The organism is uncultured Polaribacter sp., from assembly GCF_947503875.1.
Classification (GTDB): Bacteria; Bacteroidota; Bacteroidia; order Flavobacteriales; family Flavobacteriaceae; genus Polaribacter.
Genome location: NZ_CANNFH010000007.1, coordinates 51,087 through 68,663, shown reverse-complemented (window position 1 = coordinate 68,663; position 17,577 = coordinate 51,087). Strand labels below are relative to the sequence as shown.

At 29.2% G+C, this 17,577-nt stretch carries 18 protein-coding genes and 1 pseudogene; 13 read left to right on the top strand and 6 right to left on the bottom strand.

Annotation, left to right across the window (positions count from 1 at the left end; genetic code table 11):
* Positions 1–122: 122 nt before the first annotated feature.
* The 5 genes from Q0684_RS11885 to Q0684_RS11865 all read left to right on the top strand — a co-directional run bounded on the left by Q0684_RS11885 (position 123) and on the right by Q0684_RS11865 (position 3,096).
* Positions 123–1,241, top strand: coding sequence for a DEAD/DEAH box helicase (locus Q0684_RS11885; protein ID WP_299017039.1), 1,119 nt, complete (start codon positions 123–125; stop codon positions 1,239–1,241).
* 1 nt (position 1,242) lies between these two features.
* Positions 1,243–1,869 (top strand): trimeric intracellular cation channel family protein, encoded by a 627-nt coding sequence (locus tag Q0684_RS11880; protein ID WP_299017036.1) that lies wholly within the window; start codon positions 1,243–1,245, stop codon positions 1,867–1,869.
* 6 nt (positions 1,870–1,875) lie between these two features.
* A complete protein-coding gene (locus Q0684_RS11875; protein ID WP_299017033.1) occupies positions 1,876–2,334 on the top strand; it encodes a MaoC family dehydratase in 459 nt (152 codons plus the stop codon).
* A 116-nt stretch (positions 2,335–2,450) separates the two neighbouring features.
* On the top strand, positions 2,451–2,894 hold the full coding sequence (locus tag Q0684_RS11870; protein ID WP_299017030.1) for a hypothetical protein: 444 nt from the start codon (positions 2,451–2,453) through the stop codon (positions 2,892–2,894).
* Between the two features lies 1 nt (position 2,895).
* Positions 2,896–3,096 carry a helix-turn-helix transcriptional regulator gene (locus tag Q0684_RS11865; RefSeq protein WP_299017027.1) on the top strand — a complete coding sequence of 67 codons (201 nt, stop codon included), beginning with the start codon at positions 2,896–2,898 and terminating at the stop codon, positions 3,094–3,096.
* A gap of 57 nt (positions 3,097–3,153) precedes the next feature.
* Here Q0684_RS11865 and Q0684_RS11860 read toward each other — a convergent pair whose 3' ends face one another.
* The 4 genes from Q0684_RS11860 to Q0684_RS11845 are packed head-to-tail and all read right to left on the bottom strand — an operon-like array spanning position 3,154 to position 8,261.
* Positions 3,154–4,551 (bottom strand): TolC family protein, encoded by a 1,398-nt coding sequence (locus Q0684_RS11860; RefSeq protein ID WP_299017025.1) that lies wholly within the window; start codon positions 4,549–4,551, stop codon positions 3,154–3,156.
* A gap of 1 nt (position 4,552) precedes the next feature.
* Positions 4,553–5,914, bottom strand: coding sequence for a biotin/lipoyl-binding protein (locus tag Q0684_RS11855; protein WP_299017023.1), 1,362 nt, complete (start codon positions 5,912–5,914; stop codon positions 4,553–4,555).
* A gap of 2 nt (positions 5,915–5,916) precedes the next feature.
* Positions 5,917–7,587, bottom strand: coding sequence for an ATP-binding cassette domain-containing protein (locus Q0684_RS11850; protein WP_299017020.1), 1,671 nt, complete (start codon positions 7,585–7,587; stop codon positions 5,917–5,919).
* A gap of 2 nt (positions 7,588–7,589) precedes the next feature.
* Positions 7,590–8,261 carry a TetR/AcrR family transcriptional regulator gene (locus Q0684_RS11845; RefSeq protein ID WP_299017017.1) on the bottom strand — a complete coding sequence of 224 codons (672 nt, stop codon included), beginning with the start codon at positions 8,259–8,261 and terminating at the stop codon, positions 7,590–7,592.
* 250 nt (positions 8,262–8,511) lie between these two features.
* Here Q0684_RS11845 and Q0684_RS11840 point away from each other — a divergent pair, with 250 nt between their 5' ends.
* Together Q0684_RS11840 and Q0684_RS11835 are read left to right on the top strand one after the other, a co-directional pair.
* On the top strand, positions 8,512–8,964 hold the full coding sequence (locus Q0684_RS11840) for a cold shock domain-containing protein (protein WP_299017015.1): 453 nt from the start codon (positions 8,512–8,514) through the stop codon (positions 8,962–8,964).
* A 93-nt stretch (positions 8,965–9,057) separates the two neighbouring features.
* Entirely contained in the window at positions 9,058–11,577 is a 2,520-nt protein-coding gene (locus Q0684_RS11835; RefSeq protein ID WP_299017012.1) for an outer membrane beta-barrel family protein, read from the top strand.
* A 28-nt stretch (positions 11,578–11,605) separates the two neighbouring features.
* On the opposite strand, the gene Q0684_RS11830 is transcribed toward Q0684_RS11835, so the two are convergent.
* Positions 11,606–11,962: a transglutaminase family protein gene (locus tag Q0684_RS11830; protein WP_299017009.1), complete on the bottom strand. Its 357-nt coding sequence runs from the start codon at positions 11,960–11,962 to the stop codon at positions 11,606–11,608.
* Between Q0684_RS11830 and Q0684_RS11825 the strand changes: the two are divergent.
* Positions 11,920–12,354 (top strand): annotated as a pseudogene (locus tag Q0684_RS11825) (circularly permuted type 2 ATP-grasp protein); the annotation flags it as partial. The gene Q0684_RS11830 and the pseudogene Q0684_RS11825 overlap by 43 nt on opposite strands.
* Positions 12,355–12,363: 9 nt before the next feature.
* A complete protein-coding gene (locus tag Q0684_RS11820; protein ID WP_299017006.1) occupies positions 12,364–13,314 on the top strand; it encodes an alpha-E domain-containing protein in 951 nt (316 codons plus the stop codon).
* A gap of 3 nt (positions 13,315–13,317) precedes the next feature.
* Here Q0684_RS11820 and aroB read toward each other — a convergent pair whose 3' ends face one another.
* Positions 13,318–14,376 (bottom strand): 3-dehydroquinate synthase, encoded by a 1,059-nt coding sequence (aroB, locus tag Q0684_RS11815; protein WP_299017003.1) that lies wholly within the window; start codon positions 14,374–14,376, stop codon positions 13,318–13,320.
* A 90-nt stretch (positions 14,377–14,466) separates the two neighbouring features.
* Here aroB and Q0684_RS11810 point away from each other — a divergent pair, with 90 nt between their 5' ends.
* The 4 genes from Q0684_RS11810 (at position 14,467) to Q0684_RS11795 (ending at position 17,285) form a co-directional block, all read left to right on the top strand.
* Positions 14,467–15,630 (top strand): proline dehydrogenase family protein, encoded by a 1,164-nt coding sequence (locus tag Q0684_RS11810; RefSeq protein WP_299017000.1) that lies wholly within the window; start codon positions 14,467–14,469, stop codon positions 15,628–15,630.
* Positions 15,630–15,926: an LETM1 domain-containing protein gene (locus Q0684_RS11805; protein ID WP_299016997.1), complete on the top strand. Its 297-nt coding sequence runs from the start codon at positions 15,630–15,632 to the stop codon at positions 15,924–15,926. Before Q0684_RS11810 ends, Q0684_RS11805 begins: the two co-directional genes overlap by 1 nt.
* A gap of 190 nt (positions 15,927–16,116) precedes the next feature.
* Positions 16,117–16,956 carry a sulfurtransferase gene (locus Q0684_RS11800; protein WP_299016992.1) on the top strand — a complete coding sequence of 280 codons (840 nt, stop codon included), beginning with the start codon at positions 16,117–16,119 and terminating at the stop codon, positions 16,954–16,956.
* 2 nt (positions 16,957–16,958) lie between these two features.
* Entirely contained in the window at positions 16,959–17,285 is a 327-nt protein-coding gene (locus tag Q0684_RS11795; protein WP_299016989.1) for a hypothetical protein, read from the top strand.
* The last annotated feature ends 292 nt before the right edge of the window (positions 17,286–17,577 follow it).

Genomic DNA, 17,577 nt, shown 5'->3' with positions numbered 1-17,577 from the left:
ATCACCCTTCACCCTTCACTAATCACCACTAACCATTTACCAATAAAAAAATAGCATTACACTTTCCGTTTAAAATCATTCCAATAAAAGTATCTTTGCCAAAGATTTAGAAATACAAAATTATGTCAGCATTTTTAGCATTAGGAGTTCAGCAAGAATATATAAAAGGTTTAAAAGAATTGGGAATTAAAATTCCGTCTGAAATTCAAGAACAAGCCATACCTATTTTATTAAAATCCAAAACTGATTTTGTGGGTTTAGCACAAACAGGCACAGGTAAAACAGCTGCTTTTGGTTTGCCAATACTTCAAAATATAGATGCTTCTAAAAATGAAATTCAGGCTTTAATTTTATCGCCCACAAGAGAGTTGGTACAACAAATTAAAAAACAACTTTTTAAATTTACCAAGTATTGCAATGATAAAATATTTTTAGAGGCTGTTTTTGGTGGCGAAAAGATAGATGTTCAAATTAAAAATTTAAAAAGAACTACACACGTAGTTATTGCTACTCCAGGAAGATTGGTAGATTTAATAGAACGTGGCGAAATTGATATTAGCAATATTAACACTTTGGTTTTAGATGAAGCTGATGAAATGTTGTCTATGGGTTTTAAACAAGATTTAAATCGTATTTTAAAGTTTACTAAAGGCGAAAGAAATACGTGGTTATTTTCTGCAACAATGCCAGAAGAAATTCAGCGTATTATTAAAACCTATATGGATTCTAATGCACCAAGAGTAGAAATTAATAGAAATGCTTTGGTAAATGAAAATATTAGACATCAATATGTAAAAACAACTATTAAGCAAAAAACAAATGCTATTATTGCTTACATTGAAAAAAGAGGAACAGAAAGAGGCATTATTTTTTGTAGAACAAAATTAGGTGTTCAAAATTTATACAATCAATTAAAAGAAGAGGGTTTTTCTGTGGGCGCTTTAGAAGGAGATATGCAACAAAGAGACAGAGAAAAAGCAATGAGAGCTTTTAAGAATGAAAGTGTACAATATTTAATTTCTACAGATGTTTCTGCAAGAGGTATAGATGTTAGAGGTTTAGAGTTTATTATTCATCATCAATTACCAGAACAATTAGAATATTATACCCACAGAAGTGGTAGAACTGCAAGAGCAGGAAAAACTGGGAATTCTATAGCTTTTATTTTACCAAGTGAATTAGAGAAAATTCATGAAATTCAGAAAGAATTAAATATAAAATTTACAGAATTAAGACAATAATATGACTATTATTTATGCCATAGATTTGTTAGGAACTTTTGCTTTTGCCATAAGTGGAGCACTTGTAGCCTTAGATAAAAAACTAGATGTTTTTGGTGTAATTATAATTGCTTTTATAACTGCTGTTGGTGGCGGAATGTTAAGGGATATTTTAATAAACGCACACCCAATAAATTGGATTGGAGATTTAAACTATCTCTACACTATTTTTACAGCGGTTATTTTTACATTTTTATTTAAATCTAAAATTGCCTATTTGAGTAAAACCATGTTTTTATTTGATACAGTGGGTATTGGAGTTTTTACATTGTTAGGTTTAAAAAAAGGACTTTCTTATAATTTACACCCCATTATAGCTGTTATTATGGGAATGATTTCTGCAGTTTTTGGTGGAGTTTTAAGAGATGTTTTAACAAACAAAATTCCGTTAATTTTTGAGAAAGAAATTTATGCATCTGCATGTTTGGCTGGCGGAATAGTGTATTTATTGATTTTAAACTTCACTATAATTCCAGAAAATATAAATTTTATAATTGCGGTTGCTGTAGTAATTATTATTAGAGCTATTGCAGTAAAATTTCATTTGGAATTGCCTAGAATTCATAATGATCTTTTTACAAAGAAATAAAATTTTATGTTGGTTTTTAATACAATTTCAGATTTTAAAAAACACTTAGGTAAAGATTTACCAACAGGAAATTGGTATAACATAACCCAAGAAATGATTACCAATTTTGCCAATGCAACATTAGATAAACAATGGATTCATGTAGATGAAGAAAGGGCAGCGCAGGAGTCTCCTTTTAAAACTATAATTGCGCACGGTTTTATGTCTGTTGCCATGATTTCTAAATTACTTGAAGATCTATTTGTAATTAAAAGCCTTAAAATGGGCTTAAATTATGGATTAAATAAAGTGCGTTTTCCTAATCCTGTACCTGTAAATAGCGAATTAAGAATGCATGCGAAGTTAATAGCTATTGAAGATTTAGCAAATAACGGAATTAAAGTAACTTTTTCTTGTAATATAGAAATTAAAGGGGAAGAAAAACCAGCTTGTGTAGCAGAATTTCTTTGCGCTTTGTTTGAGTAACACTATTATTTTTAGATTATTTTTTACAAAATGTAAAATAAACTTGTCATATTTAAAAATGTAAAGTATATCTGTCATTATAATAAATATGTTTGTCTAATTTTAAAATAAATAAGATGTCAAAACAATCAATATGTGAAAGGGAAAGAAGTCAGTTAAAAAAAATGAATAAATTTCAACTTGGGAATTCATATAAAAAAGTAGGACTTATTATTGCAGTTGTAAGTTTTCTGCTAATGATTTTAAGAAAATATGTAGAAGATTCAGAATGGGTTAAACCTATTTTACACGGTTTTTTATTATTCGGACTTTTACTAATATCAGTATCCAAAGAAAAAATAGAAGATGAGTTTGTAGATAGTTTGCGTTCACAAACGTATAGATTAGCTTTTATTCTAGCAATTGTATATGCTTTGGTGCAACCTTTAATAAATTATGGAGTAGCGGTTATGTTAAATAAAGATGACGAATTGCAAGGCTTTAGTTATTTTCAAGTATTATTTTTTATGTTGATTGTTCAGCTGTGTTTTTTCTGGCAATTAAAAAGAATGAATAATTAATATGAAAAATACTCTAAAAGTTCAACGTGCTATTTTAGACTTAACGCAAGATGATTTAGCTAAAAAAATTGGTGTTTCTAGGCAAACTATCAATTCCATAGAAAAAAATAGATACGTACCATCTACAGTATTAGCTTTAAAACTCTCTAAAGTTTTTAAGATTCCTGTAAATGATTTTTTTACGTTAGAAGATGAGGATTAACTAAAAAACCTTTCAAATTTGAAGATTTGAAAGGTTTTTATATTCTTTTAATGTTTTCTAATTGATTGTAATAACTGCTTCTTTAAACAGTGTTGCTTTAGATTTAAAGAAAGAATTTTCTAATTCAATTGCTTTTAATTTAGAGTCGATAAACTTTTGTTCTCTAGAATTTACTAAGAATAAAGAGCTTTCTCCTAAAAAGAATTTTCGTTCTTCTGCTCTTAACAAAATACTATAATCTCTTACATTGTTTGCTGTATAATCGCTTTGTATTATAAAAGATTCTAGCTCTTGTAAAATGGCATCAATTTTATTTTTAATTACTACTCTTGTAGCATCTCTTTCAAAAATTTGATCTTGTAATTTAATTTTAGCCAATCTTAAGTCTCCGCGTTCTTTCCTTATAAATAGAGGCATGCTAAAATTAATACCACCTTTATAATTATCGGTATTAAAACTATTAAATCCGTTTACCTCTGGCGCAATAAAATTATAATTTAAATCTATTTTAGGTAATAAGTTATTCATTTTTAACTTGCGTTCTACATCTAAACTTTCTACTTTAAAACCTAAAGATCTTATTTTGGGATGATTTTCTACATCAAAGTTTTCATTATTAAAAAGAGCAATATTAAAGGTTTGATCTACAGTGTTAAACGTATTTACATCTGGTATAATATTTTCTTTTAACTCAATAGGCGTGTTGTCATTCAACCATAAAAAATTAGACAATTCTAAAGAAGATTTAATTAGTTTTATTCGTGCTTTTTCTAGGTTTAATTTTCTTGTAGTTAGCGTTATACCTGCTTCTAAAGTATCTATTGCTGGTTTTTCTCCTTCTTCAAAAGCTCTTTTAGTACTTTGGAAACGTATTCTAGCATTTTCTAAAAAATCATTAAAAACCAATTTTTCATTATAGGTTCTTAGCCAATTAAAGTAAGATATAGAAGCATCAAACAAAATTTTGTTCACCATTATTTGTTGGTCTTCTTTGGCTTGATTTGTAAATAATTTAGCTTGTCTTAAAGACGCCATTCTATCATTAATTAAAAAGTTTCTGGCTAAAGAAACAGAAACCCCTGCACTGTATAAACCATCTAAAGGAACATTGTCTTGTGGGTTTAGAAAAACACCATCATTTTGTTCAAAACCACCTTTAAATTCGATACCATACCAAGTTGGAATTTTAAACGCACCGTTTAACTTGTTAAAATAATCGGTTTCTTTAAAGAACTTTTTATCGTAATCTACTTCAATTTTAGGATCAAAAGCGCCTCTAGCTTTTAATAATTTAGCTTCACTATTATTAATAATTAAATTGGCCTGTTTAACAATGGGATGATAGGCTTTTACATAGCCCAAATATTCTGACAAAGTCATAACAGACTCTAATTGATCTTGTGCTTTAGATTGCGAAAAAATCAATAAAAAGCATATCATTATATATCTTTTCATATTACTTTTTTTTCGAATCAGACTTTCCTTTTTTACTTCCAGCTGGCTGATAATAATTAGGAGGGAAGCTGTTTAATTGTCTCCAAAGTTCAAACCAAATTGGTACATCTTCTAAAAGTGCAATTGTTCTTGCGCCAGAACCTACTCTAATTGCATCTGGCCATTGATGATCTTCTTCATCTGGAGATAATAAAACTCTAAATTTACCATTTTCACTAATAAAATTTTCTACAGCAACCACTTTTGCGCCATACGTACCGTAAGAAACGTTTGGCCAACCAGAAAATACAATTGCAGGCCAACCATCAAATTCTACACGGACTTTTTCTCCTATATGTACCAAGGGTAAATCTATGGGTCTTACAAAAGTTTCTACTGCAAAATCAAATTTTTGTGGCATAATACCAACTAAAGATTCTCCTTCTTTAAATGTACCTCCAATTCCGCCCTTTATCGCTTTATTTATAAAGCCATTTTGTGGTGCAGTTATGTATAATAAATTTCTTCTAATTTTATAATTACTATTGCTGTTTTCTAGTTTAGATACTTGTACTTCTGCATCAAAGCCACTAGACATAGCTGTAGACATATCACTTTCTGCTTTAGATATTTTATTGCGGTATTCTGCGTTAATTCTATTTAGTTCTATTTTAGCATTAATCACATTATTTTTACTTTCTAGCAATTTATTTTGTTTACCAATTAACTCAGCTTGTGTTTTTTGTAACTTTAAGTTTTTCTCTTCTACGTCTTTTACTGCTGAAATTCCTTCATCCTCTAAAGTTACAGCACGATTAAATTGTCTTTCTGCAATTTTAATATTTGTTTTTGCCGCCTCAAACTCAATACTATCACTTTGTACTTTTAGTTTAGATTGAATAAGCTTGTTCTCTGCCATGTCTAGTTTTAGGCGTTGCTCTTTATTTAAAGAACTAATTTGTCTTTGCAAAGCGTTTACTTTTTGTTTGTAAGCGCCAACAGAAGAAACTTTTGCATTTATTTGCTGGTTGGTTCTTTCTATAAGTTGGTCATCAAAATAATCACTTTTAATTTCTGATATTCGAAGAATAGTGTCCCCTTTTTTTACAAAATCTCCTTCTCTCACAAACCACTCTTCAATTCTACCAGGAATTTGAGACTGTATACTTTGTGGTCTTTGATCTGGGGTTAAAGTGGTTATAGTTCCTCTTCCTGTAATATTTTGTGTCCATGGTAAAAACAACACAACAATACATACAATACCAAAAACAATTAAAAATTTATTAAAGGATTTGTAATATTCTTTATTAAAAATATCCTTTCCAGACTTAAATTGGGTTAAGTCTACTTCTTTACTTAATTTATTGTTAGATATATTCAGCATTATTATGAGTTTATATTATTAATTATTACTCCTTTTTCTAAGGTAATAGTTTGTGTACATTTGGTTTTCCAAATGTCGTTACTACTAATCACTATTAAAGACCATGGTCTTTTAGAGTCTGTTAAATAATTAATTATTTTTTCGGTTTCCTTATCATTAAATTGATCTAGAGGGTCTTCTAATATCATAACTTTAGGCTGCTTAATTAAAGCTCTAGCTAAAATTATTTTTTTAGTGATGGTAAAAGAAGTCTGTTTTCCTTCAGGATAAATAATAGTATCTAAACCATTTGGTTGTTCTTTTAAAAATTGTAATAAACCAATTTCTTCTAGTACTTCAAAAATTAAATCGTCTTTATCTTTAGAACTACTAAAAATTAAATTTTCTCTTATGGTACCTTCAAAAGGTGTTTCTTCACATAAAGACAAACCTAACTGCATTCTATAATGATTAAGATACAAGCTACTTAAAGATAAATTATTAACATAAATATTACCTCCAGTAGGCTTTATAACACCCGCCAACAAACGCAAAAGACTAGATTTTCCTGCACCACTTTCTCCTTGCACTAAAACTCTACTTTTCGCTTCAATTTTAAATGAAATATTGTTTAAAATAGGCTTAATTTTATCTGCTACTTCGTAGGAAACATTCTCTAATTCAATATTCATACCGTCTTTAAAAGTTGGGCTTTCTCCGTTTTGTGGCTCTAATTCTTTATCTACAACTTGCCCAATTTTTTCAATTGCTGTTAAAACATCATAAAAAGACTCTAAACCAACAATTAATTTTTCAACGGAAGTAATTACTAATAAAATAACAATTTCTGCTGCTACAAATTGGCCAATATTCATTTGTTGATTCAACACTAAAATACCACCAATTAATAATAAGCTAGCAGTTACAATAACCTTAAAACCAATCATTTGTGTAAATTGCAAAATTAATATCTTAAAGTGATCTTCTCTAGCATCTAAATATTTATCTACCAAATAATCATTTTTTTTCATGGCTAAATCTGTTTTACCAGAAAGTTTAAAACTAACTACAGCTCTTGCCACTTCTTGAATCCAATGTGCTACTTTATATTTTATTTTAGACTCCATTAAGCTCGTTTTTAAACCTCTTTGAATGGTAAACTTAAATACAATATAGATTAGTAATAATAGAAAAATACCAAATACAATAAAAAATGGGTGGTAAAATGCCAGTAAAATTAAAGCAAAAACTATCTGTAAGATAGCTGTTGGTACATCAATTAATAATTTAGTTAATCCTTTTTGAAAAGTTAAGGTATCAAAAAAACGATTGGCTAATTCTGGTGGATAGTAGTTTCTTAATTCATCCATTTTTACTTTCGGGAAACGAAAACAAAGTTCAAAAGCAGCTCTAGTAAAAACTCTTTGTTGTATGGTTTCTACAATTCTTAATTGCATTAATTGTAAACCTCCAGAAAACACAACACCTAAAGTTACAAAAACTACTAAAACAATCCAAGATGTAGAAACTTGTGCACCTTGTATTAAGTTGATAATTGCTTGTATACCTAAAGGTAAAGTTAACGATACTAAACCACCAAAAATTGAATAGTATAAAACTTGGTAAATATCTTTTTTTTCTAAACTTATGGCATTTACAAAGCGAGTCCAAGGTGTTAATAATTTATCACTCATAACTATTGTATCGTATTTTTAACTAATTGTGTAAAAAAATGGGTTGGAGTATTATTTTTATTATAATTGGTAATAGAAGGAAAATGCTCTGTTAAAAAGTGCTGTCTTAAACCACCTTCTAAAATTGTAGATGCCAAGCTTAGTGCATATTTATAATCTGGTTTAATTTCTAAGATCATCTGCTCTAATCTTACAATAATTCTTTTGTAAACTTCAAAATAACCGGCCTTATTTTCTTTGTCTACTTTTTTTGTTAAAAAAGATTTAGAACTTTCATTCACAATTATTTTATAGAGTACAGATTCGTTAATGTGAGAAAAGTTACTATCTAATTCTACATTTCTAGTAACAATATGTATGGCTTTCTCTAATTTATCTTTAGCATTTGCAATGCTATACGTTTCTATAACTAATTGGTATTCTAACCAAGCCCAATACCAAGAAGATAAATATAATAGTAATTTATGTTTACTTTCAAAATAACGATATAGAGAGCTTTCATTAGAGCCTATTTTAGAACCTAATTTTTTAAAAGTAAAATTTTCAAAACCAATTTCATCAATTAAAAAAATACTATGCTCAATTATTTTTTTTCCTAATACAGATGTTTCAGGATCTTTTAAAAATATCTTATCTGGTACAGATATTTTTAAGACTGATAATAAATTTTTCATGTTTTATTTTAAGTGACAAATATAATAGTATTGCTTTCATAAAAACGAAGTGAATTGTTATTTACATTTTTTTTAACATCTATATGCAAATGGTTTATAGTTATTGCATAATTTTGTATCTTTGTTGGACGAGATTAAAATAGAATTGGCAACTTTTCTAAGTAATTACCAAAAATCTTTTTGTTATTATTGTCCGTTCTTTTTTAAATCTTCATAGGAAATACTAATATTTAATACTCTATACTTATTAATGGCAAAATCGCAACAGACATTTAGTAAAAGTGAAAAAGAAAAGAAACGTTTAAAAAAGCGCGCAGACAAACGTAAGAAAATGGAGGCTAGAAAGGCTGAAAAAGATGAAAATGGAACAGGGGGAATTCAGTTCGCATATGTAGATCATAATGGTAATTTAACGGATACACCACCAGATCCAGAGTTAAAGGTAGAATATGAGTTGGAGGATATTCAAATATCTACAACTAAAAAAGAAGATTTGCCAGAAGAAGATCCTGTTAGAAAAGGAAAAGTCTCTTTCTTTGATACTTCTAAAGGTTTCGGTTTTATTATTGATTCAGAAAACAGCGAAAAGTACTTTACACACGTAAGTGGATTAATAGATCAAATTGCAGAAAACGACAAAGTTTCTTTTGAATTAGAAAAAGGAATGCGCGGTATGAATGCAGTTAAAGTTACTAAAATTTAGATTTTAAAATTAATTATAAAAAAGCCTTTTCATAGTATTATGAAAAGGCTTTTTTCTTTTTATTTGCATCCAATAAAATTTTACAACAAACCAATGAAAAATAGTATTGAAAAAACGATTATATATGTTGCAATATTTTTAATCACAGTTTCTAGTTACGCACAACTTAGGGGTAAAGTTGTAGACGCTGCAGATAACTATCCACTAGAATTTGCATCTGTTGCACTGTACAATGCTGCAACTAAAAAGATTATTAAAGGCGTAGTTACAGATAAAAATGGTTTGTTTGTTATCAATAAAATTAAGATTGGTAATTATTATTTAGAAACTTCTTTTTTGGGATATAAAGTTAGTAAGATAGAAAGCATAAGTATTACTATTAAAAATCAACAAATCAATTTAGGAGAATTAACCTTAACTTTAGGAAATGGTAGCCAATTAAATGAAGTGGTTATTAGATCTAAAAAAAACACAGTTTTACATAAGATTGATAGACAAGTTTTTGATAGTAAAAAATTTCAAAATACAGTAGGAGGAACTGCCGCAGATGTTATAAAAAATTTACCATCTGTAACTGCAAATGGTTTGGGAGAAATAAGCGTAAGAGGTAGTGGTGGTTTTACCGTTTTAATTAATGGTAAACCAACACAAGGAGATCCTGCTACTATTTTAGCCCAATTGCCAGCAAATGCCTTAGAAACTGTAGAGTTAATTACAGCGCCTTCTGCAAAATACGACCCTGAAGGAAAAGCAGGAATTTTAAATATTACCACTAAAAAAGGTGCTATAGATGGTACTTTTGCACAACTTAATGTTAGAGGTGGTTTTCCTTCTATAGAAGATTATGATACGCAAGTTCCTGCAGAAAGGCATGGAATAGATGCAACTTTAAATAAAAGGACAGAAAAGTGGAATTTTTCTTTAGGTGCTAGTTATCAGAGAAATGATAAAACAGGTAGAAGAGAAGGAGACCTTTTTATAATTAATACACCAGAAAATAGAACTACTTTTTTACCTTCTGATGGTGAACGTAGCTTTGACGAAATTACGTATAATGGGAGGTTTAATGTTGATTACAATCCTAACAAAAACAATAACTTTTCACTTGGCTTTTTTGCGGGAAAGCGCACCAAAGATAGGTTAGCAGATATTGTTTATAACAATTCTGCAATTTCACCAATTGGTAGTGATAATACCTTGTATGAATTCACTTATTTTAATCATAATCTTAGAACTAGAAAAGGAGATTTTGCTTTGGGAAACTTTGATTACGGTCATACATTTCAGAATTCGTCTAAATTGTCCACTTCTTTTTTATATGAATATACTTTTTTGGGAGGACCTACAGAAAATGATAATTTGGGTTTTCCAGATACTTCAATTGTATTTCAAAGAGAATTTAACACCAATGACAATCCTTTATACGGAGCACGTTTTAATTTAGATTATCAATTTAAATCGTTTGATTTTGGAACTTTAGAAATTGGATATCAATATAGAGACTTAGACCATACAGGTAAGTTTGTTTATGAGAGAGATGGTGTTTTAGTACCAGAATTTTCTAGTAATGTTAGCTTAAAAAGAAAAATTCATTCAGGTTATTCGCAAGTTACAGGTAATAAAAATAAGTGGAGTTATAATGCTGGGGTTCGTTTAGAGGCAATGGATAGAGTTTACAAAGAAACGCTAAGAAGTGATGCTGTTGAAAATACTTTTAATTTAAATTTTTTAAAGTTATTTCCATCTGCTTCTTTACAGTATAAACTTGATGACAACACCAATATTAAAACGGCTTACAGTAAAAGAGTAGAAAGAACAACTACTTTTGAAATGAATAGTTTTGCAGAACGTCAACACTCTGAAGTTTTTGAACAAGGCGATAATACTTTACAACCAGAATTTATAGATTTGGTAGAGTTAGGGCTTACTAAAAACTTAAAAAAAGGGAATTCTATATACGCAACTGCTTATTTTAGACATGTTAAAAATGTGATTAACCGAGTAAATACCTTGGCTTATCAACAAAATGGTGCAGTAATAGATAGTATAATTAATAGAGTGTATTCTAATGTTGGCAATAGTAATGCTATAGGTATAGAAATTGGTACTACTTTAAAACCTACCAAAAACTGGACTAACTTTATTGGTGCAAATATTTACAATTATGCCATAGATGGTGTTTTAAATTTTAAACATAGAGATGGTATTGCAAGAAGTTATGATATTAATACAAATGCAGCTATTTATTCTATCAACTTAAATTCTACTTATAATTTCTGGGAAAATGCATCTTTACAATTTACCTTTAATTATTTGTCTGATAGAAATACAGCTATGGGAGAAGATTCTCGTTTTTACTCGCCCAATTTAACCTTTAGAAAAAAATTACTTAAAGATAAATTAGTGGCCACCTTGCAATGGCAAAACATGGATATGGGTTTACTAAAAACAAACGAACAAAGAATTACAACAGCTAGACCAAATGAATTTTTTACCACTACAAATTATAGGTATGAAGTTGATATGCTAACTTTAAATCTGTCTTACACGTTTAACGCAGCAAAAAATAAAGCAAAGTTTATTGATAGTGAATTTGGAAAACGAGAGTTTTAAGAAGTTCTTATTTAAGAATTAAGTAAAATTATTGCTGCTGCTGCTGTTGTTGTTGTTGTTGTTGTTGTTGTTGTTGTTGTTGTTGTTGTTGTACATTTTGGTCTTTTGCAGGTCTTATATCTACAGATACCTTCATTGTACTTTTACCAGAACCATAAATAACTCCTTTTAAAGGAGGTACGTCATAATAATCTCTTCCATAAGAAGTGATTATAAGTTGATTTTTTGGTATTTGATCGTTTGTAGGGTCAAAATCTACCCAACCAAAATTAGGAATATAAACAGAAAACCAAGCGTGTGAAGCATCTGTACCCACTAATTTTTCTTTTCCAGAAGGTGGTAAAGTTTCTATGTAACCACTTACATAGCGCGCAGGTAAACCCACATTGCAGCAGACCAGACGAATTAAAATACGTTTTAGAAAATATAGATAAATTGGTTGTAAAACCAGTAGATGAATCTGGTGGTTATGGAATTTCTATAGGAAACAAATTAACCAAAGCAGAAATAGAAAAAGTAAAAGCTACTATTAAAGAAGACCCTAGAAAATACATTGCACAACCTATAATGTCTTTATCTACTCATGCTACATACATAGAAGAAGAAAATTCTTTTGAGCCAAGACATGTAGATTTAAGAACATTTACCTTATTAGGTAAAGACAAAGATTTTGTTTTAAAAGGTGGTTTAACAAGAGTAGCTTTAAAAAGAGGCAATTTAATAGTAAATTCATCACAAGGAGGAGGATCTAAGGATACTTGGGTTTTAAAAAAATAAAAGAATTTTATGTTAGCAAGAGTTGCCAATAATTTATTTTGGATGGGACGTTATTTAGAACGTTCAGAGCATATAGCAAGGTATATGAATGTCAATTATTTTTCATCTTTAGACGCACCTAATGAGCTATCACAATCAAGACAGTTTGTGTTGCGTTCCATGCTTTTTGTTGCAGATGAGGAAGAATTAAAGGAAAGCAAGGAGTTGGATGAGCAAACAGTATTGCATGATATTGGCTTAAATCCAGAAAAACCATACTCTATATATGCTGCTATTAGTAATGCGCAGCAAAATGCAAATAGCGCTAGAGATTTAATTTCATCAGAATTATATGAATCTATCAATACATTGCACAGAACTGTAAAAAAATACGACGAAAAACGTTTTGTAAAAAGTGGTTTATTCGATTTTACAACTATGATTACCAGTAATATAGCATCTCTAAGAACTAAGATTAGAGGCACTTTATTACATGATGAAGTTTATGCAATTATAATGTTAGGTATTTATATAGAAAGAGCAAACCAAGTAATTAGAATCATAAACTCCAAATATAATGATGCTTTAGTTGAAGAGGTAAATTTTGGCACAAAAGTAGAGGCTAGTTATGAGTGGACTACCTTATTAAAATGTATGGAATCTTATGACATGATGCGTAGGTTTTACAGAAAAGCACCATCTAGCCATACTGTTTTAGATTTTTTAATTTTAAACCCTGTTTGTCCGCGTTCTATAATAAAATCTTTGCACAACATACATTACTACATTGGTTATTTACACAAAGATGATATACCGCATAAAGATTCTGCGGCATTTTTAATAGGTAAATTAAAATACGAACATCTATATACAACCATAGAAGATGTGCAAGGTGATTTAAAAGGGTTTATAGAAAAATTAGTTGAAGATCTTTCTTTAGTTGGCGAAAAAATGGATAAAGATTATTTTAGTAGATGTTAAAATTTACAGATTGTAAAATTCCATACTTTCTACAATCAAATCTTCGTTAACCTTGCAGTCTAATTTATAGTTTTCGTAATTGTTAAGTAATACAAAATTAATTTGTCCGTTTACATTTTTCTTATCGTGCTTTAATAAATCCATTATAGCAACAAAATCTTCTTTTAAAAGACTAGTTTTATCATAAATAGATAAAACTACTTTTTTTATTTCATTTAATTTTTCTGAAGGGAAACCTAATAGTTTGTGAGACATGTAGCTTTCACAAACCATACCAATGGCAATAGCTTCGCCATGTGTTAAGTTTTCTTTATTTTCAGATTCTAAATAAAAAGACTCAATTGCATGACCTAAAGTATGCCCAAAATTTAAAATTTTTCGCAAGCCCTTTTCTTTAGGATCTTGTAAAACAACTTCGTTTTTAATTTCTATAGATCTAAAAATTAAATCGCTTATGTTTACATCTTTATTATCTTTTATTTCTTTAAATAAATTAATATCGTAGGTTAAACCATATTTAATAATTTCTGCGGTACCAGATTTTATTTCTCTAGGTGTAACTGTACTTAGATATTCATCATCAACAATAACCATCTCAGGATTTGCAAACAAACCAATCTGATTTTTTAAAACACCCAAATCTACACCAGTTTTACCACCAACAGAAGCATCAACCATAGAGAGTAACGTAGTAGGTATGTTTACAAAGTCTATTCCTCTTTTAAAACAAGAAGCTACAAAACCACCTAAATCTGTAATTACGCCACCGCCTAAAGTAATTACTAAACTTTTTCTATCTCCACCTAATTCTGTAATTGCATTCCAAACACCAATACAAGTTTCTAGATTTTTATTAATCTCTCCAGATTCTATTTCTATAACTTCAATTGGTCTTTCCGTTTTTAAATTAGGTATAAATTTAGGATAACAGTTATCCATTGTATTTTCATCAACCAAAATAAAAATAGTAGAGTAGTGGTTTGTTGCTATTAAATTAGAAAGAGCTGTGTAGCCTTTTTCTTTAAAATGTACAGGATAAGTAACGGCTTGTATGGTTTTCATCAATAAAATTATTCAGACTGCAAATTAACTAGAAATTATTCAAATATTACCATTCAATAGTTATATTTGTTTTACTAAATCGATGTAGTTATGAATCTATTTGACAATACAGAAGTTGCATTTGCTTTAAAAACAGACTCGCAGTTAGAAAGAGCTTATTTTTTATTTAAAATGATACAAAATGAGCCAATGGTAAAAATTGGCAGTGCTGTTACAAATTTTGCTTTAAAAGTACATTTGCCTGTAGAAGGTTTAATTCGTTCTACTGTTTTCGACCATTTTTGTGGTGGCGTAACAGAAGAAGATTGTTTGCCAATTATAGACAATATGTACCAAAATGGAAATGTACATAGCGTGTTAGACTATTCTGTAGAAGGCAAAGAACAAGAAGTTAGTTTTGATGGCGCTTTAAACAAAATTTTAAAAATTTTAAATTTCTGTGAAGAAAAACAAGCCATACCTTATGCTGTTTTTAAACCAACAGGTTTTGGTAGATTCGCTTTATATCAAAAAATTTCTGAAAATGTAACATTAACATCCGAAGAAAAAGAAGAATGGAATAGAGTAGTAGCACGTTACCATAAAGTATGTAAAGCTGCCGTAGAAAAAGATGTGCCTTTGTTAATAGATGCAGAAGAAAGTTGGATGCAAACGGCTGCAGACCATTTAATTGAAGAATTAATGGAAACCTACAACACAAAAAAAGCCATTGTTTTTAACACATTACAAATGTATAGGCATGATCGTTTAGCGTATTTAAAAAAACTTCATCAAAAAGCACAACAAAAAGGCTTTCATATTGGGATGAAAGTAGTTAGAGGTGCTTATATGGAAAAAGAAAGAGAAAGAGCCGAAGAAAAAGGATATCCATCGCCAATTTGTAAAGACAAAAACGCTACAGATATCAACTTTAATAAAGCCATAGCATACATGATGGAGCATAAAAATATGGCAATATTTGCAGGAACACACAATGAGGAAAGCTCCTATTTATTAATGGATTTAGCAAAAAAGCACCAAATACATAAAAATGATATGCGTTTATGGTTTGGCCAATTATTTGGCATGAGCGATCATATCAGTTATAATTTAGCAAACAGCGGATATAACGTGGCAAAATACTTACCTTTTGGCCCTGTAAGAGATGTTATGCCGTATTTAATTAGGCGCGCAGAAGAAAACACCTCTGTTGCTGGCCAAACCAGTAGAGAGTTAAATTTATTAAAAGCAGAAAAAAAGCGCAGAAAATTGTAATGCAAACGTTAGACGAAATAAAACAACTATTACATAGAAATAAATTAAGATTGCAACAAGAATTGCTGCAAAGTAAAGAAGCCATGCAGCTTATAAAAAAATCTGCAAGCACCAATTTAACAGAAGAAGAAAAAGAAAAAATAAAAATTCAGTTATTAGATATCTGTAAAGCAATACCAGCTTTGGCCGTTTTTTTATTGCCAGGAGGCGCACTTTTGCTACCACTTTTAATTAAATTAATACCAGATATTTTGCCATCTGCCTTTCAAGAAGATCTCCCAAAAGATAATAATTAAAATTTTTAGGGCATTACCACGCAAAAAAGCGTGGTCGCGCTTTCCACTATATCTTTTTTAAAAACCCTGAAAAAACAGGGTTTTTAAAAAAGGATGCCGTTTCAATCGCTAATGCACATTTCTGCTAACATTTTACCAAATTGAAAGCAATTTATTTTAAATTAGCAATTAGCAATAAAAATGTTATAAAATGTCTTTACAAATACAAAAACCAATAATAACAGTAAATTGGTTAAACAATAATTTAGATAACCCAGACTTAATTATTTTAGATTGTACCATTGCTAAAGTAAGAGACAAAGCAAAAGATAACAACAATAAAAGGCAAATTAAAAACGCCCGTTTTTTCGATTTAAAACAGGTTTTTTCAGAAAAATCGGCACCTTTTCCAAACACGGTTTTATCACCAGAAAAATTTCAAGAAAAAGCACAAGAATTAGGCATTACTAAAAAAGCAACAATTATTTGTTACGATACTTTTGGCATCTATTCTGCACCAAGAGTTTGGTGGATGTTTCAATTAATGGGTTTTACAAACTGTGCTGTTTTAGATGGTGGTTTTCCAGAATGGAATCGTAACAATTATCCAACAGAAATACCTTCAATAAAAACATATCCCAAAGGAGACTTTCAAGTAAATTATCAACCAGAAAAATTAAAATTTACAAAACAAGTATTACAAGCAATAGAAAACAAAGAAATTTTAATTGCAGATGCACGCTCAAAAGGTAGATTTTACGGCACAGCACCAGAACCTAGAAACGATTTAAAAAGCGGACATATTCCAAATTCTGTAAGTTTACCTTTTACAGAAGTTTTAAAAGATGGCAAATTAAAATCAGAAAAAGAACTCGCAACAATTTTTAAAGATTATAACACCAAAAAAGAAATTATATTTACCTGTGGTTCAGGAATTACAGCCTCTATTTTAGCATTATCTGCAACAATAGCAGGTATAAAAAACACTTCTGTTTACGATGGTTCTTGGACAGAGTGGGGCAGTACCAAAAACTTACCAATACACCTATAATTATGATATTAAATTGGACAAAAAAAGAATTTGAAGCTTATGTATTATTGTTTGCAGCACATGCAAATCATATAGAAGATAAAAAAGAAAACGAATTTATTAATACACTTGTAAATAAAGAAACGTTGCATAAAATACATACAGAAGTGGTGGTAGATTCTGAAAAAGAAAATCTACATAAAATTCAAGAATATCTATCTAATAACAATTTTACCAATGTAGAAAAAGAAAATTTGCTAAGAAATATTAAAAAAGTACTATTTGCAGATGGTTCTGTAGATGTTTTAGAGAAAAAAGTATATACAATTTTACAGAAAATGCTAAGTTAAAATTAGCATAAGTCTTGTAATTAATGTAATAATTCAAAAAAAGAAAAAAATCTATTTTTTAAAATATTTTAGAAGGTTTTATTCTTTAAAATAAAATAAAATTTAGATATTTGCATCGTTAAAATAAAAAGAATGAAATTTATTCAATTACATCATCATCATTTAAATAATTGCTCAATCGCGATTTAAAAATGTATTGAATAAAGTCAAAATATTTATAAACCCGTTTGAGAACATCAAACGGGTTTTGTATTTTTAATTTTAAAACAATTAAAAAACATAAAAATCAGTT